The 22,972-nt window shown below is 45.7% G+C and carries 24 protein-coding genes; 5 read left to right on the plus strand and 19 right to left on the minus strand.

Annotated elements, in window-relative coordinates; genetic code table 11:
- Positions 1-112 precede the first annotated feature (112 nt).
- Entirely contained in the window at positions 113-2,311 is a 2,199-nt protein-coding gene (locus KO531_RS05630) for a S46 family peptidase (protein WP_219250591.1), read from the plus strand.
- A 533-nt stretch (positions 2,312-2,844) separates the two neighbouring features.
- On the opposite strand, the gene rplI is transcribed toward KO531_RS05630, so the two are convergent.
- From rplI to rpsF, 4 genes are read right to left on the minus strand one after another with little or no spacing between them, the layout of a single operon-like run.
- On the minus strand, positions 2,845-3,297 hold the full coding sequence (gene rplI, locus KO531_RS05635) for a 50S ribosomal protein L9 (RefSeq protein ID WP_113939970.1): 453 nt from the start codon (positions 3,295-3,297) through the stop codon (positions 2,845-2,847).
- 36 nt (positions 3,298-3,333) lie between these two features.
- The gene (gene rpsR / locus KO531_RS05640) at positions 3,334-3,561 is read right to left on the minus strand and encodes a 30S ribosomal protein S18 (protein WP_006083042.1); all 228 of its coding nucleotides are present in this window, start codon (positions 3,559-3,561) and stop codon (positions 3,334-3,336) included.
- Between the two features lie 12 nt (positions 3,562-3,573).
- A complete protein-coding gene (priB, locus tag KO531_RS05645; RefSeq protein ID WP_105251411.1) occupies positions 3,574-3,879 on the minus strand; it encodes a primosomal replication protein N in 306 nt (101 codons plus the stop codon).
- 8 nt (positions 3,880-3,887) lie between these two features.
- Complete coding sequence (gene rpsF / locus KO531_RS05650; RefSeq protein WP_105251410.1) at positions 3,888-4,283, minus strand: 30S ribosomal protein S6; 396 nt, start codon at positions 4,281-4,283, stop codon at positions 3,888-3,890.
- Positions 4,284-4,496: 213 nt separating this feature from the next.
- Between rpsF and KO531_RS05655 the strand changes: the two genes are divergently transcribed.
- Together KO531_RS05655 and KO531_RS05660 are read left to right on the plus strand one after the other, a co-directional pair.
- Positions 4,497-5,240, plus strand: coding sequence for a DUF481 domain-containing protein (locus KO531_RS05655; protein ID WP_212600147.1), 744 nt, complete (start codon positions 4,497-4,499; stop codon positions 5,238-5,240).
- 242 nt (positions 5,241-5,482) lie between these two features.
- Positions 5,483-6,925 carry an MFS transporter gene (locus KO531_RS05660; protein WP_198573779.1) on the plus strand — a complete coding sequence of 481 codons (1,443 nt, stop codon included), beginning with the start codon at positions 5,483-5,485 and terminating at the stop codon, positions 6,923-6,925.
- A gap of 126 nt (positions 6,926-7,051) precedes the next feature.
- Here KO531_RS05660 and rlmB read toward each other — a convergent pair whose 3' ends face one another.
- The 8 genes from rlmB to zapE all read right to left on the minus strand — a co-directional run bounded on the left by rlmB (position 7,052) and on the right by zapE (position 14,958).
- Complete coding sequence (gene rlmB / locus KO531_RS05665) at positions 7,052-7,792, minus strand: 23S rRNA (guanosine(2251)-2'-O)-methyltransferase RlmB (RefSeq protein WP_105251407.1); 741 nt, start codon at positions 7,790-7,792, stop codon at positions 7,052-7,054.
- Complete coding sequence (gene rnr / locus KO531_RS05670) at positions 7,793-10,216, minus strand: ribonuclease R (protein WP_219250592.1); 2,424 nt, start codon at positions 10,214-10,216, stop codon at positions 7,793-7,795.
- A 39-nt stretch (positions 10,217-10,255) separates the two neighbouring features.
- Positions 10,256-10,912 carry a flagellar protein MotX gene (gene motX / locus KO531_RS05675; protein WP_113939975.1) on the minus strand — a complete coding sequence of 219 codons (657 nt, stop codon included), beginning with the start codon at positions 10,910-10,912 and terminating at the stop codon, positions 10,256-10,258.
- Between the two features lie 112 nt (positions 10,913-11,024).
- Positions 11,025-12,320 (minus strand): adenylosuccinate synthase, encoded by a 1,296-nt coding sequence (locus tag KO531_RS05680; protein ID WP_028759421.1) that lies wholly within the window; start codon positions 12,318-12,320, stop codon positions 11,025-11,027.
- A gap of 72 nt (positions 12,321-12,392) precedes the next feature.
- On the minus strand, positions 12,393-12,581 hold the full coding sequence (locus tag KO531_RS05685) for a DUF2065 domain-containing protein (protein WP_105251404.1): 189 nt from the start codon (positions 12,579-12,581) through the stop codon (positions 12,393-12,395).
- Positions 12,582-12,719: 138 nt separating this feature from the next.
- Positions 12,720-13,112, minus strand: a complete 393-nt coding sequence (gene rpsI, locus KO531_RS05690; RefSeq protein ID WP_006083052.1) for a 30S ribosomal protein S9 — start codon at positions 13,110-13,112, stop codon at positions 12,720-12,722.
- Between the two features lie 14 nt (positions 13,113-13,126).
- On the minus strand, positions 13,127-13,555 hold the full coding sequence (rplM, locus tag KO531_RS05695; RefSeq protein WP_105251403.1) for a 50S ribosomal protein L13: 429 nt from the start codon (positions 13,553-13,555) through the stop codon (positions 13,127-13,129).
- A gap of 290 nt (positions 13,556-13,845) precedes the next feature.
- Positions 13,846-14,958 carry a cell division protein ZapE gene (zapE, locus tag KO531_RS05700; RefSeq protein WP_105251402.1) on the minus strand — a complete coding sequence of 371 codons (1,113 nt, stop codon included), beginning with the start codon at positions 14,956-14,958 and terminating at the stop codon, positions 13,846-13,848.
- A gap of 412 nt (positions 14,959-15,370) precedes the next feature.
- Here zapE and degQ point away from each other — a divergent pair, with 412 nt between their 5' ends.
- Complete coding sequence (degQ, locus tag KO531_RS05705) at positions 15,371-16,723, plus strand: Do family serine endopeptidase DegQ (protein WP_105251401.1); 1,353 nt, start codon at positions 15,371-15,373, stop codon at positions 16,721-16,723.
- A 115-nt stretch (positions 16,724-16,838) separates the two neighbouring features.
- The gene (gene degS / locus KO531_RS05710) at positions 16,839-17,921 is read left to right on the plus strand and encodes an outer membrane-stress sensor serine endopeptidase DegS (protein WP_105251400.1); all 1,083 of its coding nucleotides are present in this window, start codon (positions 16,839-16,841) and stop codon (positions 17,919-17,921) included.
- Between the two features lie 98 nt (positions 17,922-18,019).
- Here the strand turns inward: degS and murA are convergent, their stop codons facing one another.
- The 7 genes from murA to mlaF are packed head-to-tail and all read right to left on the minus strand — an operon-like array spanning position 18,020 to position 22,651.
- Complete coding sequence (murA, locus tag KO531_RS05715; protein WP_105251399.1) at positions 18,020-19,279, minus strand: UDP-N-acetylglucosamine 1-carboxyvinyltransferase; 1,260 nt, start codon at positions 19,277-19,279, stop codon at positions 18,020-18,022.
- Between the two features lie 9 nt (positions 19,280-19,288).
- Complete coding sequence (locus KO531_RS05720; RefSeq protein WP_006086065.1) at positions 19,289-19,546, minus strand: BolA family protein; 258 nt, start codon at positions 19,544-19,546, stop codon at positions 19,289-19,291.
- 19 nt (positions 19,547-19,565) lie between these two features.
- A complete protein-coding gene (locus KO531_RS05725; RefSeq protein ID WP_105251398.1) occupies positions 19,566-19,850 on the minus strand; it encodes an STAS domain-containing protein in 285 nt (94 codons plus the stop codon).
- Complete coding sequence (locus tag KO531_RS05730) at positions 19,847-20,509, minus strand: ABC transporter substrate-binding protein (protein WP_105251397.1); 663 nt, start codon at positions 20,507-20,509, stop codon at positions 19,847-19,849. Before KO531_RS05730 ends, KO531_RS05725 begins: the two co-directional genes overlap by 4 nt.
- 11 nt (positions 20,510-20,520) lie before the next feature.
- Positions 20,521-20,994 carry an outer membrane lipid asymmetry maintenance protein MlaD gene (gene mlaD, locus KO531_RS05735; RefSeq protein ID WP_028759401.1) on the minus strand — a complete coding sequence of 158 codons (474 nt, stop codon included), beginning with the start codon at positions 20,992-20,994 and terminating at the stop codon, positions 20,521-20,523.
- Between the two features lie 56 nt (positions 20,995-21,050).
- Positions 21,051-21,836 carry a lipid asymmetry maintenance ABC transporter permease subunit MlaE gene (gene mlaE, locus KO531_RS05740; protein WP_105251396.1) on the minus strand — a complete coding sequence of 262 codons (786 nt, stop codon included), beginning with the start codon at positions 21,834-21,836 and terminating at the stop codon, positions 21,051-21,053.
- Entirely contained in the window at positions 21,833-22,651 is an 819-nt protein-coding gene (gene mlaF / locus KO531_RS05745; protein WP_063882287.1) for a phospholipid ABC transporter ATP-binding protein MlaF, read from the minus strand. The genes mlaE and mlaF overlap by 4 nt, the downstream gene beginning before the upstream one ends.
- Positions 22,652-22,972: the final 321 nt, after the last annotated feature.

Consider the following 22,972-nt stretch of genomic DNA (forward strand, 5'->3'; position numbering starts at 1 on the left):
TTCCAACAACTTAACAAAATATGATATAAAACCCGCGTCAAGCAAACAGGATGTTTACACTCGCCTGTTATTTCATTCCAACGGACACTCTAACAATCAATAAGGAAAGAACATGCGTATTGCATTGGTTGCAGCCTTAGTACTGACATCCGGCATAGCAACTGCCGACGAAGGACAATGGCAACCTTATCAAATGCCTTCAATTGCAGACAAACTCAGTGAACGCGGAATCGATATTCCGGCAGAAAAACTGGCCGATCTGACAAGTTATCCAATGAACGCCGTGGTTGGGCTGGGCTATTGTACCGCCAGTTTTGTCTCCCCCCAAGGGCTAGTTGTGACAAACCACCATTGTGCCTACAAGGCGATACAATATAACACTAAGCAAGAGCATAACTACCTAGAACAAGGCTTTTTAGCAACATCGATGGACAAGGAGCCCTCTGCCGGTCCTAACGAACGTTTATACATCACAGAAGCAGTGACCAATGTCACCGCGCAAATCAATAAAGACCTCAGCCAAGACCCGCTAAGTCGTTACGAAGACATCCAAAATCACAGTAAAGCGCTCATCAAAAGCTGTGAAGCCGATGCTAACTATCGTTGTAATGTGCGCAGTTTCCATAACGGCTTAGAATACTACTTAATCAAGCAATTGATGATCCGCGATGTGCGCTTAGTCTACGCACCACCTGAAAGTGTTGGGGGCTATGGTGGCGATATTGATAACTATGAATATCCACGCCATTCGGGTGATTTTGCCTTCCTACGGGCTTATGTGGGTAAAGATGGCAAACCCGCCGTGTATAGCGACGATAATATTCCTTACCAGCCAAAGAGTTACCTTAAGGTCAATGCCGATGGCGTAAAAGCCGGTGACGGCGTGTTTGTGGCGGGTTACCCAGGCACGACTAGCCGTTACAACCTGACCAGTGAACTTAAATTTGCCAGTGATTGGTTGTACCCAACCCAAGCTAAGCGTTATCAATTACAGATTGATACTATCGAGGCTATGGGACAAAAAGATGCCGATATCGCCATTAAGTACGCAGGTAATATGGCCTCAATGGCCAACCGGATGAAGAAACTCAACGGTCTATTAGCGGGTTTTAAAGCAACGGATATCATTGGCATTAAGCAAAGCCGTGAAGATAATTTTTTAGCTTGGCTTAAACAAAACCCTAAACTAAATCAAAATCTCATTGCTGAGTTAGAAGTGTTACTCGCCGAGCAACAACAAGCATTCCAAAGTAATTACTACTTTACCAATGCCCAATCGAGCACATTGTTAACCGCAGCAAACAGCCTCTACCGTCTTGCTAAAGAAAAACAAAAGCCCGATGCCGAGCGTGAGCAAGGCTACCAAGAACGTGATATTGCAATGCTAAGCTCACGTCTTAAACGTATCGATTCAAGTTTTGATGTCACTGTTGATAAGACTTTGTGGCTACAGGATTTAAATGCTTACCTTAGCCAATCAAATCGCGTAGCTGCACTCGATGAAATGCTAAGTGTGAACACTAAAGATGTAGATCTCACAGTTAAACTCGATGGTTTGTACTCACTCACTACGCTCACAGACCAAGCTAAGCGCCTCGCGTGGATGAATGCCGATGCTAGCGCTTTCGAAACCAGTGCCGATCCCTTTATTCGTTTAGCCGTAGCACTTTATGACACGAATATGGCACAGGAAAAGTCAGAAAAAATCTTAGACGGCAAGCTGTCTAGTGCTCGCCCTGATTATATGGCGGCCGTGATCGAATACTACAAAGCAAACAACTGGCCAGTCTATCCTGACGCCAACGGTACGCTACGGATCAGCTATGGCATGGTTGATGGTTATCAATCACGTGATGCGCTCTATAAACAGCCGTTTACTCGTCTTGATGGCATAGTCGCAAAACACACAGGCGTTGAGCCCTATAATGCGCCGAAAAAACTCCTCGATGCGATTAGCGAACAACGTTTTGGCGATCATCTGGTGAAGTCGGTTTATCAAGATCCCCGCGGCTGGATTTGCAGACTCTTTTCTTGTTTAGATAAACCAGAAGAATTTAACTCAGTACCGGTTAACTTCTTATCGAGTGTGGATACCACAGGTGGTAACTCCGGCTCACCAGTCTTCAACGGAAAAGGTGAGTTAGTGGGCCTTAACTTCGACTCAACCTATGAAGCTATCACTAAAGATTGGTTCTTCAACCCAACCATCACCCGCGCAGTGCACGTGGATATTCGCTATATCCTATGGATGATGGATGAAGTGGATCATGCCGATAACTTAATCCAAGAATTGGATTTAGTGAGAAATTAATACTCTGAGCCAAACACGGATTCAACCCATCTAGTCAAAAGCCGCTCACTGTCATGACAGTGAGCGGCTTTTATTTGGGCTAGTATTTTAAACGCAGATACGCTTTGAGACTGAATGAGTAGACATATCACTTACCGCATTATACCAATCGTATTAAATATCTGTTCATTCAGCGGGAGTTCAAAGCGCTTTAGACAAGGCGAAGGCTTGAAGGCATAGTGGTGCTCTGTCGAAAGCCTTAAACGCAGTATAAAGCGCGTTGCCATGCCGTTAACATCAGCCGCCCTTCGGGAGCCTCACAGGCATCCCACTCCCGTGTTGCATTGACTTAAAAGGGAATAACCATTTCTGCGTCAATGCGCCTTGAATTGAGATGCCTGTGAGGCTCTGAACTGATTAGATATTTAATGTGATTGGTATTAATCCATCGCAAACCAATATCAAACCATATTGACCACAGCTAAATACTGAATTTCAGCCATAAAAAAACACCGCCGAAGCGGTGTTTCTCTTAAGATTAAAGCAAGGAGTAATTAAGCTTCTGCAACGATAGAAACTTTAACAACAGCTTTAACTTCAGTGTGTAACTGAACTTCAACTTCGAAGTCGCCAGTAGTACGCAGAGCGCCTAATGGTAAACGAACTTCTGATTTAGCCAGCTCAACACCAGCAGCAGTCACTGCATCAGCGATGTCACGGTTGCCAACTGAACCAAACAGTTTGCCTTCATCACCCGCTTTAGAAGCAATAACAACAGCTTCCAGTGCAGTGATTTTCTCAGCACGTAGGTTAGCAGCAGCTAATTCAGCAGCTAATTTAGCTTCTAATTCAGCGCGACGAGCTTCAAATACTTTAACGTTGCTTTCGTTAGCAACAACAGCTTTACCTTGTGGCAAAAGGTAGTTACGAGCGTAACCAGCTTTAACAGTAACTTGGTCACCCAAGTTGCCTAGGTTAGCGATTTTATCAAGCAGAATAACGTTCATTATCAAATCCTCTATATTCGATTAGGAATACTGCAATTACTGATGTAAATCAGTGTATGGCAGTAGAGAAAGATAACGAGCACGCTTGATAGCGCGAGCTAGTTGGCGCTGATATTTAGCACTAGTACCAGTGATACGGCTAGGAACAATCTTGCCGCTTTCAGTGATGTAGTTCTTTAAAGTAACGATATCTTTGTAATCAATTTCTGCAACACCTTCAGCGGTGAAACGGCAGAACTTGCGACGACGGAAATAACGTGCCATGTTGACAGTCTCCTAAGTTTTCAATTCGACATTTTCGGCATGGATGACTAAGCGGTTCTGACCATTACGCCCCTGTTGAAGCGTCATAAAGCCTTGCACTTGTACTTCCACACCTGCTTTCAGATCTTCTGCGACGCTTTCAAAGCGTGGGCCACTCAATATCACTTGAATTTGTACGTAGACGTTGCGGAGCATTTCGGCTTCATAACGCTGCGATTTGTGTTCCAACATAATCACACTGTGTGCAATACCTGCTGGGCTTTTAAAGCGTCTTGAACGAGTTATCGTTCCTGACAACACCAAGTTATTGGTGGTCACAGATTACCTTACTCAGCGATTTCTTCAGCGTGAGCTTCATCATATGAGCGTTCGCCAGCTGGGCCACGACGTGAATCGCGCTCATCTCTAGCTCTAGCCATTGGAGATGCTTCAGTAACGGCAACTTTAGTACGCATTACCATGTTACGCAGAACTGCGTCGTTGAAACGGAAAGCTGTTTCTAGCTCTTCGATCGTCTCTGCTTTAGCTTCAACGTTCATCAGAACGTAGTGAGCTTTATGCAGGTCAAGGATTGGGTAAGCCAGTTGACGACGGCCCCAATCTTCTAAACGGTGGATTGTGCCGTTAGCTTCGGTGATAACACCTGTGTAACGCTCAATCATACCTGGTACTTGTTCACTTTGATCTGGGTGAACCATAAATACGATTTCGTAATGACGCATTTATTGCTCCTTACGGTTATGTAGCCTCGGTATTGGCTCAGTCAAACCAAATGGAGGCAAGGAACGAAAAATAGTGACTGATTTGAGCGCGAGATAGTACAGAAAGCAAGCCAGAAACTCAAGCAATAACTTTGCCTCGCCAATCAATACAGGTATGATGACGGTTCGCCTACATTCGGACGTCTGAAATCAGCTAACCAAGAATAAAACATAATGCTAAAAGTTATTGCGCCAATCAGTTTGTTTTTCCTTTCATTTCCAGCACTTGCGCTTGTTCCACCTGATTATCAGGAACCGCCCAGCGATTTTACCGCGGAAATCGAAGCCGGCTTGCAACTGAACACAGGCAATACCGAATCCAGCAGTTTTAATGGTCGAACCCAACTGATTTACGATACAAAGCAAACCAAGCAAGAAGCCACACTAAAAGCCTATTTTGCCTCAGAAAAAAGTCAAACAACCTCCGAAAAATATGAGCTACAGTTACAATCGAACTATAAACTTACTAAGGGTTATGTCTTCGGACGTGGTGATTTTACTTGGGATCAATTCGGTAGTTACACACAAATATCGACTCTTTCGAGTGGTTACGGTTTCAATGCTATCAGTAGTTATAAAACAAAACTCAGTCTCGAGTTCGGCCCAGGTTATCGATATAACTTACCTGCAGAATCGATAACTATCCCCAGCCCTGATGCCGAAAAAGATGTCATTCTTCGTACCGCTGCCAAATTCTCTCAAAAACTACAGGAATACAGCAGTCTCAATGCCGATCTCACCGCGGAAGTGGGCGAGAACAACAACACCCTCACCTTAGATATGAACTATAAAAATCTGGTGTTCCAAGATTGGGCATTTAAGATCGGTATGAACATCAAATACACTGAAGTGGTACCAGAAGGAAGCCAACCCATGGATACCATCACCACCTTCAACTTGCTTTACACTTTTAGATAACTCCTTTTAAAAAATACGACGAAATACATAGACTAACATGACGCTAATAGCCTACTCGGCTGGCGTCTATGTGAATGCTTTACAAGCATCCCCTTGAGTTGTTCCGACATAATTCAGCGATTTTTTGAGCAGAAATGCGCAATTAATCAAGATTTACCAACAATTTGCAACACAACATAAACACTAACCCCTGATATACTCACTCCTCATTATCAATCTAGTTTGTGTTTTCGGAGTTGTATATGACTAATCCGCTGCGCACTTTCGCCTCTTTATATAGCACCACATTATTAATGGTATTAGCCGGCGGCTTGCTTACCACCTATCTTGGGCTCAGGCTCTCAGTGATGAATGTGCCACAAATATGGATTGGCGGCATGATGTCGGCCTACTATGTTGGCCTAGTGGCAGGCTCTAAGATTGGTCATCGACTTATCGCTCAAGTGGGCCATATCCGCGCCTTTGTCGCCAGTGCAGGCATAGTCGCTGCATCGGCATTAGGCCATGCACTCGTGGATGAGCTAGCGGTTTGGCTGCTCCTCAGACTCGTGGTAGGCATGGGGATGATGTGCCAATACATGGTGTTAGAAAGTTGGCTTAACGAACAAGCTGAAAGTAATCAAAGGGGCACAGTGTTTGCGAGTTATATGATCGTATCTTACTTCGGCTTAATCTTGGGCCAAGGTGCGATCAGTATTTTCCCCGAATTAGGACTAGAGCCACTACTGCTTATCGCAATTTGTTTTTCACTCTGTATCGTACCGATTTCACTCACGCGTCGTCTTCACCCTGCGCCCTTAGTTCCTGCCCCACTCAAAATTGCCTATTACTGGAAAAAAGCGCCACAAGCACTCACGACAATCGCGATTGGTAGCATGATAGTGGGTTCGTTTTATGGTCTCGCTCCCGCCTACGCCAGTAACTTAGGTTTACCACCTGAAAAAGTCGCCACGTATATGACGGCAACGATTTTAGCGGGATTACTGGCACAGTGGCCAATGGGAAAATTGTCCGACATTATGTCCCGCAGTCGCCTTATCCGTATCAACTGTATATTGCTCGGTATCTTAGCCTTAGCTATCGCCTTAACCCCCTATCATCCGGTGATTTCACTGGTGATGACTTTCCTATTTGGTATTTTAGGTTTCACTTTCTATCCGCTCGCCACAGCGCTTGCCAACTCTCGAGTAGAGCAAAATGAGCGGGTCGGCTTATCAGCAACAATACTATTAACCTTCGGCTTAGGCGCCAGTATCGGTCCGCTTATCGCATCGACATTAATGCAATGGTTTGGCAATAACATGTTATATGGCTTTATGTCAGCCTGTACTTTAATACTCTTTGTGCGTTTACGTTATGTACATTCACAGCAAAAAGTCGAAACCAATGTCACCCAAGACTACATAATGGCGACGGGCGACTTAGTCTCGTCACCACTGGCGGCAGCGCTGGATCCACGAGTTGATGTCGAATCGATTCAAGAACATATGACACCCAGTGCTAACCTAGATGAAGCGGAATATGATTTAGGGGCCGATGGTGTCGATGACGATATTATCGACGCAAATGACAGTGATGAGGAGCAACTCGCCTTCAGTTTCGATATCGAGCAAGCAGAGCCTGAAGCCGTTCAAACGGATGACGCCGATAGCCATCAGATCAACCTAGACAAAGCGCTGACATAAAAAGGCCAATAAAAAACGGATTAACTTTATATCGTTAATCCGCCTTTTTATTACGACCAGTTGTTACTGCAGGTTGTTACTTCAAGCCTGATACTGCATATGTGAGATCAGGCAAACGTGAGCATATTAGCTACGACGCTGACGCACTGCTTCAAATAAGCAAATACCCGTTGCAACCGATACGTTCAAGCTAGACACACTACCGGCCATAGGGATAGAGATCAGTGAATCACAAGACTCACGGCTTAAACGGCGTAAGCCTTTGTCTTCAGCTCCCATGGCAATCGCTAATGGCCCTTTAAGATCGGCTTGATAAAGCTCGCAATCTGCTTCGCCCGCGGTGCCTACTATCCACACACCCTTTTCCTGCAGGTGACGCATAGTACGTGCAAGATTAGTCACTTGGAATAAAGGCACTGTTTCCGCAGCGCCACATGCCACTTTACTTACAGTGGCCGTTAAGCCAACTGAATTATCTTTAGGCACGATAATACCTTGCACGCCCGCCGCATCAGCATTACGTAGACAAGCGCCTAAGTTATGGGGATCCGTCACGCCATCCAAAATCAGCAAGAATGCTTGCTCAGTGTTAGCAAGCAGCACATCTAAATCTTGCTCATTCAACACTTTCGCCGCTTTAACGCGCGCGACGATGCCTTGATGTTGACTGCTTTCCGCTTTGTCATCCAAGGCTTTACGAGAAGCGACTTGAATCGTCGTGCCAAAGGCTTTGGCCTGATCGGCCAGTACAGTTAAGCGCTCATCGTCACGACCTTGTAACAGCCACAACTCAATAATGCGCTCAGGGCTGTGTTTTAACAGGGCTTCAACTGCGTGGATCCCAAAAATAATATCTTGTTTTTTCATTTATTTCTTTCTCGTGCTCCGCTTAGCGGCTTTTGGCTTTTTAGCCGGATCTTTTACTGCTGCTTTTTTAGCTTTAGTGCCAGCTTTGGCCTTAGGTTTGGTTTTGCCTGTTTCAGCTTTGGCGCTAGATGCCGCGGTTTTGCCTGCTTTACCTTGCTTAGCGCCTTCACGATTAACGCGCTCACGGGCTGTCATCGGCTTATCACGGCTGGCAGATGCTTTACGTTTACCACCTTTGCCGTCATCACCCAGCATAACCAAATCAATCTGTCTGTCATCTAAGTTGACTGCAGCGACCTTAACCGTCACAGGATCGCCGACTTGATAAACTTGACCTGTGTGCTCACCGATAAGACGTTGACGCATAGGATCGAATTGGTAGTAATCGCTACCAAGACTTGAGATATGCACTAAGCCATCGATAAACAGTTCATTTAAGCGCACAAACAAACCAAAACTGGTCACTGAGGCAATCACAGCTTCAAAGGTATCGCCGACGTGATCTTGCATAAACTCGCACTTGAGCCAATCGCTAACATCGCGAGTCGCTTCATCGGCACGACGTTCTGTGGTCGAACACTCTTCGCCTAATTGGTCGAGCTCATCGAGCTGATAGTGATAGCCACCATCCTGCGTCCACTTCTCAGTGGCTTCGCCTCTTTCCTTCGCCAGTAAATAACGGATAACTCTATGTAACACTAAATCCGGATAGCGGCGAATGGGTGAGGTAAAATGCGCATATTCTTCTAAGGCTAGACCGAAGTGACCTTCATTATCCGGAGTGTAAATAGCCTGACGCATAGAGCGCAGCAACATCACTTGGATAAGTTCAGCATCAGGGCGGTCGGCAATTTGCAGCATTACGTTCTGGTAATCTGACGGCGTTGGCTCAAGTCCGCCAGGCATAGTCAAACCACGCTCAGCAAGGAACTCTTTAAAGTTCGCCAACTTTTGCTCAGATGGCGCTTCATGCACTCGGTACAGCACGTCGCCTTTGTGTTTCTTCACAAATTTAGCCGCAGATACGTTGGCTAAAATCATGCATTCTTCAATGATTTTATGGGCTTGATTACGGCCACGCGGCACGATTTTATCAATCTTGCGCTGCTCATTGAAAATGAACTGCGTTTCCATGGTTTCAAACGCAATCGCACCACGCTCGGCCCTTTGCTCATCGAGCGCTAAATACAATGACTGTAAACACTGCAAATGCGGGAACAAAGCCTCGTGCTCAGGCGCAATGGGGCCGCCTTCTAACATTGCTGCCACTTGGGTATAAGTGAAACGGGCATGGGAATACATCACAGCCGGATAAAACTTATAACCTGATAACTTACCTTTAGCCGATACGGTCATCTCGGCGACCATACATAAACGGTCGACGTGGGGATTAAGCGAACACAGGCCGTTGGAGATTTTCTCCGGCAGCATAGGGATCACTTGTGATGGGAAATACACTGAGTTACCACGGGCACGCGCTTCGGTATCTAAGGCAGAATCGGTACGCACATAATAACTGACGTCGGCAATCGCAACCCATAAACGCCAGCCGCCACCGGCTTTTTTCTCCGCATACACGGCATCGTCAAAATCGCGAGCGTCTTCACCGTCGATAGTCACTAATGGCAGATGACGTAAATCCACACGACCGACCTTATCGGCGTCGGTTACTTCATCGGGAATACGGCGCAGTTTCTTCTCAATCACAGGTGACCAAGTATGGGGTAAATCATAATTACGCAGGGCAATTTCGATTTCCATCCCCGGCGCCATTTGCTTACCGAGCACTTCAGTCACTTTACCCGCAGCCTTAACAAAACGGCCAGGGCGACGCGTTAATTCAACCACAACCACATCACCTTGACGGGCGCCATTGCGATCTTCATTCGCGACTAAAATTTCTTGGGTAATACGCTTATCATCGGCAATGACAAATGCCATACCGCTATCGACATGATAACGGCCAACAATCGCGGCACTTCGCGGCTGGATCAGACGAACCAAACGCGCTTCGCGACGGCCACGACGATCTGTGCCCGCTTTTTGCGCCAGCACTTTATCACCGTGGAAATACATCAGCATGTCGCGGTTCGAAATAAATAAGTCATCACCGCCTTCATCGGGTTTGAAAAAGCCGAAGCCTTCTCTGTGTCCGAGCACAGTGCCGGGGATCAGATCCATTTTCTCGGGTAAGCCATAGCTCTGCCCACGAGTGAACACCAGTTCGCCATCGCGTTCCATCGCACGCAGGCGACGGCGCAAGGCCTCAAGTTGTTCTTCCTCTTGGATGTTTAACGCCGCGGCAATGCTGTCACGAGTGATAGGTGATTTTTGAGAACGTAAGTAATCGAGAATATACTCACGGCTTGGGATAGGGTTTTCGTACTTATCCTGTTCACGCTCAAAATGAGGGTCTTTGATCATTCAATATCCAAATAATGTGTCTCTAGATTAAGAGACCACTTAACGGGTTCGCAACTGTTCTTGCTGGGCCCGCGCCACTGCACTGGGGGGCATTTTAGCTGCTAACACCTGCAGTAAAGACAAGGCTTTATTCTTAGTCGCCTCGTCCGCAAATACATCGTTATATAACCAGTGATAGGCCATCTCGTAATCCCTAGGACTACCATAACCTTCACCGAATAAACGAACTAACATCATACGAGCGGATAAACTGCCACTTGCAGCCGCAGGCAGTAAATAATGCACTGCTCTGTCTTTATTGCGGATGACAAATTTCCCACTCTGATAATACTCGGCAAGCTTTAACATCGCTTCTGAGCTACCTTGTTCGGCCGAGTCACGTAACAAAGCAATACCCTTCACAGGGTTAGCCTTCACACACGTTCCATGATTGAGCATTTCACCCCAAAGGAATTGATATAAAGGCTGTTTTAAGACTTGGGCTCGCGCCTCAATGTCTTGGACTAACTGGCAATCATCACGTTTCACTTTCGCTAAGTATTGATTGCTGCGGATCAAATCAAGCAATTGATCTTGACTATAAATATCCACCGCCTGCGTTTCAGCAAAGCACATTGAAGATACTAAAGGCAGTAGCGCAACGAGTGCTGTACGTAGCATAACGACTCTCAATGACAGTAGGATGAATACTTGCATCGGCAGTATAACCTATTTCTTGAGCTTGAGCTGAATTTCTAACCGCAGAATGAAACAGAGAAAGGCATAAAGAAGCAGAGAAAAAGGCCGTGAAACACGGCCTTAACAGATCTTAATTGAACGGATTAACCAAAATCATGGTTTCGTTACGATCAGGACCCGTAGAGATAATGTCGATTGGTGTTTCTAATAACTCTTCAAGACGCTTGATATAATTGATCGCTGCTTGAGGCAGTTGCTCAATTGATGTCGCGCCAAAAGTCGACTCGCTCCAACCCGGCATAGTTTCATAAACCGGCGTAACCAGTTCATAACCTTCAGCGGCCAGCGGAGTGACTTTAGAGATAGTGCCATCAGGATTCTGATAACCGACACAAATCTTCACTTCTTTCAGACCATCAAGTACATCTAACTTAGTCAAGCAGAAGCCGCTAACACTGTTGATTTGAACTGCGCGGCGCATTGCCACAGCATCCAACCAACCTGGACGACGCTTACGACCCGTTGTTGCACCAAACTCATGACCTTTAGTACCTAAATGATCACCGACTTCACATAATAGTTCAGTTGGGAATGGACCTGCACCTACGCGAGTGGTGTAAGCCTTCATGATACCTAAGACATAGTCTAAGTGACGCGGACCAAAACCTGAACCCGTCGCAACACCACCGGCAGTGGTATTTGAAGAGGTTACAAATGGGTATGTTCCGTGGTCGATATCGAGTAATGTACCTTGAGCGCCTTCGAACAGAATTGGCTCACCGGCTTTACGCGCAGTATCCAATAGTTCAGTCACATCAACACACATGCTCTTCAGATAATCGGCCATAGCCAACGCATCTGCTAGTGTTTGCTCGTAATCAACCGCTTCGACTTGATAGTACTCTGTCAGCATAAAGTTATGATATTTCATAACTTCTTTCAGCTTTTCAGCAAACAGTTCAGCATTGAACAGGTCGCCTACTCGCAGACCGCGACGAGAGATCTTGTCTTCATACGCAGGTCCAATACCACGGCCAGTTGTACCAATAGCTTTATTACCGCGCGCTTTTTCACGGGCAATATCAAGGGCACAATGGAAGGGAAGGATCAGCGGACACGCTTCAGAGATCAACAGACGTTCCTCAACAGGAACTCCACGATCTTTCAGCATGTTGATCTCTTTCATCAGGGCGTCAGGTGCAAGCACCACACCGTTGCCAATAATGCATTTCACATTATCGCGCAGGATACCCGATGGGATCAGATGAAGAACAGTTTTTTCACCGTCGATAACCAAGGTATGACCAGCATTGTGGCCGCCTTGATAGCGCACTACATATTTTGCCTGTTCTGTTAGAAGGTCGACAATCTTACCTTTTCCTTCGTCACCCCATTGGGTGCCGAGAACAACTACGTTTTTGCCCATTATTTGCTGCAAGGTTGCGGTTAAAAAAGAATTTTAACAGATCTTAGTTAATAAGGGCAAGCAGGCTATTTTTTACGCAAAAATAACCCAAATCACGACTCCAGCAGTGACTAATGCCCCACCAAGTCGCTGGATAACTTGCTGATTTTGATGGGAGAGTTCATTTAAATAACGACGCCATTTATTTGGGAATAATAATGGCCCAAGGCCTTCCAAAACCAACACAAGTGCCACTGCTAGCATAAAAATTTGAAAAGTCATGCTTACCTCAAACTCACTCGCTTAATATAAATTTATTGTATATCAGCATACTCCAACCAAAGAGTTTTCTTATACCGTCAATTTTTAGCCAATAAAAAACCCAGCATAGGCTGGGTTTTTTGATATTCCAAAAACGAATTAACGCTTAGAGAATTGTGGCTTACGACGTGCTTTACGTAGACCCACTTTCTTACGCTCAACTTTACGAGCGTCACGGGTAACGAAACCAGCAGAACGAAGTGATGGACGCAGTGCTTCATCTAATTGCATCAGAGCACGGGTAATACCGTGACGGATTGCGCCTGCTTGGCCAGTGATACCACCGCCTTTAACAGTTACATAGATGTCCAGCTTGTCAGTCATTTCAACTAACTCTAAAGGTTGACGAACAACCATACGAGCAGTTTCACGACCAAAATACTGATCCAAAGGACGTTGATTTACAACGATGTTGCCACTACCTGCTTTAGCGAAAACGCGAGCTGTAGAGGTTTTGCGACGGCCAGTGCCGTAGTACTGAGTTGCAGCCATTTGCTTAATCCCGTTTAGATATCAAGAACTTGAGGTTGTTGTGCAGTGTGGTTATGTTCTGCGCCAGCGTAAACTTTCAGTTTACGGAACATGGCACGGCCCAGAGGACCTTTTGGTAACATACCCTTAACTGCTTTCTCGATGATCATTTCTGGCTTTTGCGCTTGCAGCTTTTCAAAGCTGATTTGCTTAATGCCACCAGGGAAGCCTGAATGCGAGTAGTACGTTTTGCCTTTCGCTTTGTTACCAGTAACAGTCACTTTTTCAGCATTAACAACGATGATGTAATCACCGGTATCAACGTGTGGAGTGTATTCTGGCTTATGCTTACCGCGTAAACGGACAGCGATTTCAGTAGCGATACGACCTAAAGTTTTGCCGTCTGCGTCGACGACGAACCAGTCACGAGTTACAGTTTCTGGTGTAGCAGTAAAAGTCTTCATTATTACAAAAACCCAAAGTTAATTTTCTGTCTCACATGCTGTCTGCATTTGCAAACAACACAAAATTGCCTTTTAGTACCCCTTCGAGCACCGACTTCGGCTTACAACTTCCGCCCAATTGGCGGAGTAACGTGGGCAGGTGGCGGAGTATAGACAAAGCTGAGTTAAAAATCACCTGATATTTTGATAAAAATTATAAAATATCGACCAATCGCACTTGTCATCCTAAGGATTAACAAGCCTCTGGTGATTTAAGGCCGCAGCTAATGCAAAACTCTTACACTACTGGGTTACGGCAGGTGTTCGGTTTTTAAATAATCGTGGGATTGCATCTCAATTAAGCGTGAACGGCAACGCCTAAATTCGAAGTTAAGCAAACCATCGGCATAAATATCTTCGAGTGGCACTTGAGCCGATACAATCAGCTTTACATTGCGCTCGTAAAATTCGTCGACCATAGCTAAAAAACGTCTAGCGATGTCATCGCCAGTCAAAAAGGCGCCCATTTGTTCTATGCCACTCACGAGGACAGTGTGATAAATCCGCGCAAGTTCCATGTAATCACGCTGGCTTCGTGGACCATCACAGAGCGCTCTAAAATCAGCCAACAATACGCCCTGCGCCTGCTGTCGAATACTAATACTGCGGCCTTCTATTTCGATGTCAGCAGTAAGCACCTCAGACTCAGGCGCTAACTGACTAAAATAACGTATCAGATTGGCATCAGCTTGTGCATCTAACGGATGATGATAAATCTCTGCTTGCTCAAGGGTACGCAATCGATAGTCAATGCCAGAATCCACATTGAGTACTTCACAATGTTGATTAATTAAGGCTATCGCAGGTAAGAAACGTGCGCGCTGTAAGCCATTTTTATATAAGTCATCGGGGATAATATTCGAAGTTGCAACCAGCACAACGCCTTCTTTAAATAACGCTTGAAACAGCGTACCTAATAGCATGGCATCGGTAATATCAGAGACAAAGAATTCATCGAAACAGATAACGCGATATTTCGCAGCCATCTTTTTCGCAATCACCAACAAAGGATCGCGAACGCCTTTTAACTCATCCAAATCTAAATGCAATTGATGCATAAAGCGATGGAAGTGAGCCCGCAATTTTTGTTCACCAGGCAAGGCATCAAAAAAAGTATCCATCAGGTAAGTTTTACCGCGCCCAACTCCGCCCCAAAGATACAGGCCTTTAGGTGATGCTGGTGCCGATTTTAAGCCTAATGCGCTAAACAATTTCCCCACAATAGAACTCGGTTCTTCTGCCGTAGTTAAGTCTTCATAGACGCGTTGTAACGCCTTAACGGCAATTTCTTGAGCCGGATCATGGGAAAAACCATCACGAGTAAGATCTTTTTGATAATGCTGCCAAGGGCTTAACTGAGGCACGTTTAAATTCTCTTATGTCCTTTATTAAAACTGTGACGATATTAGCACGGCCAATATGACGCAGGATATATTAATGCAGAATACGACTTTTACCTTAACGCTAAACTGCATACAAACGTCTAATAAGCATCTATGCTGTAGGTCATTTTAATCGGCAAAATCCGCTGATATTGGGGCTTGAAAAATCCTAATCTCGCCCACAGATTTCTGTTCAGAAACAAGTATGAAACAGCCGACAAAATAGGCTAAAAAAATTAACATTTATTAATATAATGAACTTTTTCAATAAGGTGCGAGTCAGAGTGATTACCTAGGCAAATAGCCGGTACCGATACAGATTTGATCTGGCACTCGCACGATTGCTGATGCATTACATCCAGATCTTTCAACCCTTATTTGGAGTTATGAATAGATGAAAACAAAATTATCTGTACTTTCAGCCGCAATGTTAGCCGCGACCCTGACTATAATGCCTGTCGTCTCACAGGCCGCCATTCCACAGACGGTTGAGGGACAATCCATTCCAAGTCTTGCGCCTATGCTTGAGCGTACGACGCCCGCAGTCGTATCAGTAGCGGTAACGGGGACTCATGTTTCTAAGCAAAGAGTACCTGATGTTTTCCGTTACTTTTTCGGACCTAATGCGCCACAAGAGCAAGTGCAAGAACGTCCTTTTAGAGGCTTAGGCTCAGGCGTCATTATTGACGCAGAAAAAGGCTATATCGTCACGAACAACCATGTGATTGACGGTGCTGATGATATTCAAGTTGGTCTTCATGACGGCCGTGAAGTAAAAGCAAAACTGATTGGTACTGACTCAGAGTCAGATATCGCATTATTGCAAATTGAAGCGAAAAATCTCATCGCAATCAAAGCCTCTGATTCCGATGATTTACGCGTAGGTGACTTTGCCGTTGCCATTGGTAACCCCTTCGGTTTAGGTCAAACCGTCACCTCGGGCATTGTTAGTGCATTAGGCCGTAGCGGCTTAGGCATTGAAATGCTGGAAAACTTTATTCAAACCGATGCCGCGATTAACAGTGGTAACTCGGGTGGCGCACTCGTCAATCTTAACGGCGAGTTAATTGGGATTAACACCGCAATCGTAGCACCAGGCGGCGGTAACGTCGGTATTGGCTTTGCCATCCCTGCTAATATGGTGAAAAACCTCGTGGCACAAATTGCCGAACACGGAGAAGTACGCCGCGGTGTATTAGGTATTTCGGGACGTGATCTCGATAGCCAACTCGCACAAGGTTTCGGTTTAGACACTCAACACGGCGGCTTCGTGAATGAAGTAGCCAAGGGCAGTGCCGCAGAGAAGGCTGGTATAAAAGCAGGTGATATTATCATCAGCGTTGATGGCCGTGGTATTAAGTCATTCCAAGAACTGCGGGCTAAAGTCGCCACTATGGGTGCAGGTGCTAACGTTGAGTTAGGACTCATCCGTGACGGTGATAAGAAAACAGTTAAAGTGACCTTAGGTGAAGCGAGCCAAACCAGTGAAACAGCGGCTGGTGCCGTGCATCCTATGCTGCAAGGTGCGTCCTTAGAAAACTCATCTAAGGGCATTGAAATTACTGATGTAGCACAAGGCTCACCCGCGGCCATGAGTGGCTTACAAAAAGGAGATGTGATTGTCGGTATTAACCGTACTGCGATTAAAGATCTTAAGACACTTAAAGCACAACTTAAAGATCAAGAAGGTGCCGTTGCACTGAAGATAATGCGTGATAAGAGCATGTTGTATTTAGTCCTACGTTAATCGACAAAATAGGCCATTTTTTCTGCCATAGATAAGCATAGGGAGCTTAGGTTCCCTATGCTTACATCGATTAAACATGTTAATCTAACTCACCTTTTTCTAGATCCATCCTGCCATGACTATAAAAGACACTCTGTTATATCTCGGTAAAGCCACCCTTTTCGGCCTTATCATGGCGGCCATGTTTTTATTGGTGACACGTTATTTCGATAACCAATCCCTCGGTAGTAGTCTGCTACAAACCCGTGCCAACAACACAGTCGAGCTATCCTTTGCCAAGGCGGTACGCCGTGCAGCTCCTGCGGTTGTGAATATTTATAGCCTCAGCATAGATCAGAATCGGCCACTTAATTCAGGCTCACTTCAAGGTCTAGGTTCTGGGGTGATAATGAGTAAAGAAGGTTATATTCTCACTAACTATCATGTCATTAAGAAGGCCGATGAGATTGTTGTCGCCCTGCAAGATGGACGCAAATTTACCTCTGAAGTGGTTGGTTTCGATCCTGAAACCGATTTATCGGTACTTAAAATTGAAGGCGATAACTTACCAATTGTCCCCGTTAATCTCGACAGTCCGCCTCAAGTCGGTGATGTCGTACTCGCTATTGGTAATCCCTACAATTTAGGCCAGACCATTACCCAAGGCATCATCAGTGCCACGGGGCGTAACGGCTTAAGTTCAGGTTACTTAGACTTCCTACAAACCGATGCAGCGATTAATGCGGGTAACTCGGGTGGCGCACTCATTGACACTAACGGCAGCCTCATAGGTATTAATACCGCAGCATTCCAAGTGGGTGAAGAAGGCGGCGGCCACGGGATTAACTTCGCTATCCCGATTAAATTAGCCCACAGCATTATGGGTAAATTGATTAAAAATGGTCGCGTGATCCGTGGCGCTTTAGGAATTTCTGGCGAGCCGATTAATCCTGTGGTAGCACAAATCCTTAATCTACCCGATCTAAAAGGTGTGCTCGTTACGGGTGTCGATCCTAATGGCCCTGCGGCCCGAGCCCTGCTAATGCCAAGGGATGTGATTATTAAATACGATGGTGAAGATGTGCCAGGCGTTGAAATGCTAATGGACCGCATCGCTGAAACCACACCGGGTAAAAAAGTGATGATGACTGTGATACGCCAAGGTAAACAACAAGAGTTACCTGTGATTATCGATGAGAAGGTTGTGATCGATAACTAGAACGTCACTTAGTATTACGAGCTCAAATGCAGAAAACAAAAAACCAGCTTTTAGCTGGTTTTTTTAATGATTCAAAATTAGCTTAAATCAGTAACAGATCACTGGATACGCACAACCTGTGCGCCTAAACCTTGAAACTTATTCTCAATATGCTCATAGCCACGATCTAAGTGATAGATACGATCGACAATCGTCTTACCATCGGCCACTAAGCCCGCAATCACTAGACTCGCTGACGCACGTAAATCCGTCGCCATTACCTGAGCACCACTTAAAGATTCAATCCCTTGAATGATGCAGGTATTACCTTCAAGCTCCATGGTAGCGCCCATACGGATAAGTTCGGGCACATGCATAAAACGATTTTCGAAGATAGTCTCAGTTATGGTTGCCGTGCCTTGCGCTAAGGCATTGAGTACACAAAACTGCGCCTGCATATCGGTTGGGAAACCAGGATAAGGTGCAGTCTTGATATTCACAGCCTTCGGACGTTTACCCTGCATATCGAGCTCAATCCAATCTTCGCCGGTAGTAATCGTCGCGCCTGCATCTTCAAGTTTTGCGATCACCGACTCCAGTGAAGCAGGATCGGCTTTTAAACAACGAATACGACCACGGGTCACCGCGGCAGCAACGAGGAAAGAACCGGTTTCGATACGATCTGGCATAACTCGGTAATTGCAGCCCTGTAAACGCTCAACCCCTTGAATACGCAGTGTCGCACTGCCTACACCAGTGATTTTTGCACCCATAGCAATTAAGCAATTAGCGAGATCGATCACTTCAGGTTCGCGTGCCGCGTTTTCAATCACGGTTTCGCCATCGGCCAATGCTGCGGCCATCAGTAAGTTTTCGGTGGCACCAACACTCACCATGTCCATAAAGATATGTGCGCCTTTAAGACGACCATCAACACGGGCCTTGATATAACCTTCTTTCACTTCAATCTTGGCGCCCATCATTTCGAGGCCATGTAAGTGCAAGTTCACCGGTCTTGCGCCAATGGCACAACCGCCAGGCAATGACACGTCAGCAGTACCATAGCGAGCCAATAACGGCCCTAAGATCAAGATAGAAGCTCGCATGGTTTTCACGAGATCGTAGGGAGCGCAAAACTCATTCAGATTAGTGGTAGAAATGCGGATCTGTCCGTCCCCGAGTTCAGTCACTTCAGCGCCGAGACAGCGTAATAATTTACAGCTCGTACTCACATCACGCAGATTGGGCACGTTAGAAACCACAAAATCGGTTTCAGCCAATACACCCGCCATCAGAATAGGCAAAGCTGCATTTTTAGCACCCGAAATAATCACATCACCGGCAAGCGGGGGGCTTGCCTGAATTGTTAGTTTATCCACTTTTCCTCACTAGCTAGGCATGTTGAAAACTTTTTCGCGTTTCCATTGAGTCGGCGTGAAAGTTTTGATCGTTAATGCATGTAATTCACCGCTGGCAATGTGTGCCGTCAACGGTGCATAAATGGCTTGTTGCTGTTTGACTCGGCTCATACCATCGAAGCATTCACCTACGGCGATCACTTTATAATGGCTACCATCCGAGCTAGCGTGAACTTCTTCAAGCCCTAACGCATCACGTAAAATCTGTTCGATTAAGCTGCATTCCATGAAATCTATTACCCTATTCTCAATGCGCTTCTTCGGTAAAGAAGGCATCTAAATCATATAAATCAATTAGTTTTTTAAGTTGTGGTGAAGCAGAACTCAATACAAGTTGGCTGCGATGTTCACGCACTAACGCCAGCAAAAATGCCATGCCAGCGCTATCACTATATTCGAGCCCAGACAGAGACAATATCTGGGTTGACTCATTTAGCAGTTGTTGTCGCTGTGGCCAAAGTGTAATGACATCGGCTTGGGTTATGCGCCCTTTGAGATGACAAACTGTCCCCTGTTGCACAAATTCAATCACGACTGTGACTTCCCAGACTTAGCCTTCATGACCACTTTCTCTTTAGTGCGATCTTCGAGCATCTTAATCACGGGATCGATACCCTGTTGGCGAATTAGATTAGAGATTTCCGACTGCTTAGAAGACAGTAAGCTCACACCTTCGGCAACTAAATCAAATGCCTTCCATGAGTCATCCTTTAAACGGCGCGCCTTAAACAATAGTTTAATCGGTGGGCGACCGGCTTCGATGATCTGCACGTTTACATCGACCATTTTCTCTTTGCTGAAATCAATCCCAGGTGAGAATTCCACTTTTTGATTAGTATATTCAGTAAAGGCTTGGGCATAAGTAGAGATTAAATAACCTTCAAAAGCATTGACGAAACGATTGCGTTGCTCTTCGGTTGAATCCTTAAGATATTGGCCTAATACCTTATAAGAAGCATATTTATAATCGACATAAGGCATGAGTTCTTCACGAACAATCACCTTTAAATGGTCTGAATTTGCATCGATTAATGCTTTATCTTTGTGAAAACGATCGAAGGTTTTATTGGCAACGGCTTTCACCATGGCATACGGATCTGTCGTATCGACAACCACATCAGCGGCGACTGCGCTCGTTGCCCCTAAAACCATCACTAACGGCAATAAAAAACGAGATAAGTTTTTAAACATAGCGGTAACCCCTATTTATCCTTCGAACCCATACTATATAAGAACTGACCAATCAGCTCCTCCAACACTAATGCCGAGCGAGTGTCGTCAATCTTATCGCCGTCTTTCAGCATACTGACATCATCGTCGACAAAACCCGGTGTTAACCCTAAGAATTGTTCGCCCAACAAACCCGAAGTCAAAATGGCTAAACTACTGGTTTCAGGGAATTTATCGTAACGCTTGTCCATCACTAATGTGACCACAGCCACTAACTTAACTGGGTCTAAATCTATGCTGCTCACTCGGCCAACGACAACACCGCCAACCTTGACTGGCGAACGCACCTTCAAACCACCAATGTTGGTAAAATTGGCTTGTATGGTATAAGTGCTATCGCTGCTTTTCACTTCAATATTGGCGACGTTAAAGACTAAAACCAAAAAAGCGGCCAATCCTGTTAAAAGAAACACACCCACTAATAATTCAATTTTTCGTGTCAACATGTTCAGCTACCACTCTGTTAATCCATCTAACCTGTGTCGAAATCCGCAGTGTTCCGTTAGCGGCCAAACATCAGGGCTGTCAGTAAAAAATCCAATGCCAATACAGCGAGGCTCGACTGAACGACAGTCTGGGTCGTTGCACGGCTGATGCCTTCCGGATTTGGGATCACTTGATAACCGCGATATAACGCAATCCAAGTGACCACTACGGCAAACACACCACTTTTGATCAAGCAGTTAACTATGTCCTGACGCCATTCGACAGACGCCTGCAGAATCGACCAAAACGCACCACTGTCGATCCCTTTCCATTCCACGCCAACAAGGTGCCCGCCATAAATACCTACAGCGGTAAACATCAACGCCAGCAATGGCATACTGATCACTCCAGCCCAAAAGCGCGGTGCAATAATCTGCCTTAATGGGTCAATCGCCATCATTTCTAAACTGGAAAGCTGCTCAGTACTTTTCATTAAACCAATTTCAGCGGTTAATGCTGAACCCGCCCGTCCCGCAAACAATAACGCGGTAACAACTGGCCCTAACTCACGCAGTAAACTGAGCGCCACCATAGGACCTAAGCTTTCTTCAGTGCCAAAACCAACTAAGATGTTGTAGCCTTGCAGTGCGAGCACCATGCCGATAAAGAGTCCTGAGACTAAAATAATCACCATGGATTGCACACCGACCACATAAATCTGGCGCACTAATAATGGAAAACCTTTACGCACGCGTGGCCAGCGAAAAATCGCGCCCCACAGCATAAGGCCTGCACGGCCAAAACCGAGCACTAGCTCAATCGCGCTGCGGCCTAAGTCGGCAATACTGTCGATTAACTTCACTTGCCAACTCCTTTTGCCATTAATTCTTGCTGGTAATCATTTGCCGGATAATGGAACGGCACAGGGCCGTCCGGAGCACCTTGAATAAACTGTTTCAGCTGCGGATTATCAGCGTACTTTAATTCTTCAGGGGTACCGTGGGCGATGACTTTTTTGTCAGCCACCACATATACATAATCGGCAATGCCAAGCACTTCATCCACATCGTGGGACACCACAATTGAAGTCAGATTCAGCGCATCGGATAACTCACGAATAAGCTTTACTAACACACCCATCGATATTGGGTCTTGCCCTGCAAAAGGCTCATCGTACATCACCATTTCAGGTTCAAGCGCTATGGCTCTAGCTAATGCGGCGCGGCGTTGCATACCACCGGACAATTCGCTCGGCATCATCTGAGCGGCACCACGTAAACCTACGGCTTCAAGTTTCATCAACACGATAGTGCGAATAATGTCTTCAGGCAGTCCAGAATGTTCACGCAGCGCAAACGCCACGTTATCGAACACATTAATGTCGGTAAACAGCGCGCCACTCTGAAACAGCATGCTCATCCGCTTACGCAGACTAAATAATTCATTACGACTCACGCCATGGATATCGTGACCGTCGAATAAAACTTGTCCATGGTCAGGCGTTAATTGGCCGCCAATCAATTTCAACAGGGTCGTTTTGCCTATGCCGCTCGGCCCCATGATCGCCGTCACCTTGCCCCTTGGAATGGACAGGCTAATATCTTCATATATCACACGCTGACCGCGGCTAAACCCCAAATTACGGATCTCAACCAACGGCGTTTGTTCTTGAGTCATGCTTGATTCCGACATTTGCAAATGAGGTGATCCTAGTCTTCCGAGACTGACCAATCGAAGAGCCGCAAATTGTACGTAATTGCGCTTTAACCTACAACCGAATCGACACTATCGCCCTGCGATACTTTCAATTTGCCTCATTTACAGCGAAAATGCGCCCTAAGTTTTCACTCTGCACAGGTAAAATGTTACTTAATGTTTTCAACCTGGTTGCAGAATTGGCAGTATTGGCTAATTCGTTCGCACTTAGCTCACTCTTCGCCCACTTTTATCGGGGAGAGTCGATACGCAATTGCGCAATAGAGGCATCCCATAGGGTAA

Origin of the sequence: Shewanella sp. NKUCC06_TVS, assembly GCF_019345515.1 — a bacterium.
GTDB lineage: Bacteria > Pseudomonadota > Gammaproteobacteria > Enterobacterales > Shewanellaceae > Shewanella > Shewanella oncorhynchi.

Bases quoted from the DNA above. Each gene is read 5' to 3' on its own strand.
- KO531_RS05655 (WP_212600147.1), top strand. From the start codon at position 4,497: ATGCTAAAAGTTATTGCGCCAATCAGTTTGTTTTTCCTTTCATTTCCA.
- KO531_RS05720 (WP_006086065.1), bottom strand. From the start codon at position 19,546: ATGGAATGCAGCTTAATCGAACAGATTTTACGTGATGCGTTAGGGCTT.
- degQ (WP_105251401.1), top strand. From the start codon at position 15,371: ATGAAAACAAAATTATCTGTACTTTCAGCCGCAATGTTAGCCGCGACC.
- rnr (WP_219250592.1), bottom strand. From the start codon at position 10,216: ATGATCAAAGACCCTCATTTTGAGCGTGAACAGGATAAGTACGAAAAC.
- rpsR (WP_006083042.1), bottom strand. From the start codon at position 3,561: ATGGCACGTTATTTCCGTCGTCGCAAGTTCTGCCGTTTCACCGCTGAA.
- mlaD (WP_028759401.1), bottom strand. From the start codon at position 20,994: ATGTTGACACGAAAAATTGAATTATTAGTGGGTGTGTTTCTTTTAACA.
- mlaF (WP_063882287.1), bottom strand. From the start codon at position 22,651: ATGACTCAAGAACAAACGCCGTTGGTTGAGATCCGTAATTTGGGGTTT.
- rplM (WP_105251403.1), bottom strand. From the start codon at position 13,555: ATGAAGACTTTTACTGCTACACCAGAAACTGTAACTCGTGACTGGTTC.
- motX (WP_113939975.1), bottom strand. From the start codon at position 10,912: ATGCAAGTATTCATCCTACTGTCATTGAGAGTCGTTATGCTACGTACA.
- degS (WP_105251400.1), top strand. From the start codon at position 16,839: ATGACTATAAAAGACACTCTGTTATATCTCGGTAAAGCCACCCTTTTC.
- KO531_RS05685 (WP_105251404.1), bottom strand. From the start codon at position 12,581: ATGACTTTTCAAATTTTTATGCTAGCAGTGGCACTTGTGTTGGTTTTG.
- KO531_RS05680 (WP_028759421.1), bottom strand. From the start codon at position 12,320: ATGGGCAAAAACGTAGTTGTTCTCGGCACCCAATGGGGTGACGAAGGA.
- KO531_RS05660 (WP_198573779.1), top strand. From the start codon at position 5,483: ATGACTAATCCGCTGCGCACTTTCGCCTCTTTATATAGCACCACATTA.
- rpsF (WP_105251410.1), bottom strand. From the start codon at position 4,283: ATGCGTCATTACGAAATCGTATTTATGGTTCACCCAGATCAAAGTGAA.
- rpsI (WP_006083052.1), bottom strand. From the start codon at position 13,112: ATGGCTGCAACTCAGTACTACGGCACTGGCCGTCGCAAAACCTCTACA.
- KO531_RS05730 (WP_105251397.1), bottom strand. From the start codon at position 20,509: ATGTTTAAAAACTTATCTCGTTTTTTATTGCCGTTAGTGATGGTTTTA.
- rplI (WP_113939970.1), bottom strand. From the start codon at position 3,297: ATGAACGTTATTCTGCTTGATAAAATCGCTAACCTAGGCAACTTGGGT.
- KO531_RS05630 (WP_219250591.1), top strand. From the start codon at position 113: ATGCGTATTGCATTGGTTGCAGCCTTAGTACTGACATCCGGCATAGCA.
- rlmB (WP_105251407.1), bottom strand. From the start codon at position 7,792: ATGAAAAAACAAGATATTATTTTTGGGATCCACGCAGTTGAAGCCCTG.